Here is an 829-nt window from a genome sequence, read left to right on the forward strand (position 1 = left end):
CTTGTCATCCTTTGTTGAAGCCAGCTGGACCCAGGGCCCGGCGCAGCTGACGCGCTACAACGGCTACCCGGCCATCGCCATCAGCGGCGAAGCGGCGCCGGGGCACAGCACCGGTGAGGCCATGGAAGAAATCCAGCGTCTGGTCAGCCAACTGCCTGCGGGCCTGGGCCAGGAATGGACCGGGTTGTCGTTGCAGGAACGTTTGTCCGGCTCCCAGGCGCCGTTGTTGTTGGGCCTGTCGCTGCTGATCGTGTTCCTGTGCCTGGCGGCGCTGTATGAAAGCTGGTCGATACCCACCTCGGTGTTGCTGGTGGTGCCGCTGGGTGTGCTCGGCGCCGTATTGGCGGTGGGCTTGCGTGGCATGCCCAATGACGTGTTCTTCAAGGTCGGTTTGATCACCATCATCGGTTTGTCGGCGAAGAACGCGATTCTGATTATCGAGTTTGCCAAAGACCTGGTTGACCAAGGTGAGGATCTGATCGACGCCACCCTGAAAGCCGCGCGGCTCAGGTTGCGGCCGATCATCATGACCTCGCTGGCGTTTATCCTTGGCGTGGTGCCCTTGGCGATTGCCACCGGCGCCAGCTCGGCCAGCCAGCAGGCGATTGGTACAGGCGTGATCGGCGGGATGATCACCGCGACGCTGGCGGTGGTGTTTGTGCCGGTGTTCTTTGTGGTGGTGATGAAGCTGGTGCGCAGGCGCGGCAAGCCTGACTGATCGGCACCGCGGATCCCTGTGGGAGCCAGCTCCCACAGGGTTCACTTATCTCAAGTACAACTGAATGCGCTATGGTGCTCACAACCTCCCCTGTTGTGAGCACCTATGGCC

1 protein-coding gene is annotated in these 829 nt (G+C 61.9%); it reads left to right on the plus strand.

What is annotated here, in order from left to right; translation table 11 throughout:
* The coding region (locus FEM54_RS33345) for an efflux RND transporter permease subunit (RefSeq protein WP_171045978.1) at positions 1–718 on the plus strand (718 nt) is incomplete at its 5' end.
* Positions 719–829 lie beyond the last annotated feature (111 nt).

The sequence above is a fragment of the Pseudomonas edaphica genome, from assembly GCF_005863185.1.
Classification (GTDB): domain Bacteria; phylum Pseudomonadota; class Gammaproteobacteria; order Pseudomonadales; family Pseudomonadaceae; genus Aquipseudomonas; species Aquipseudomonas edaphica.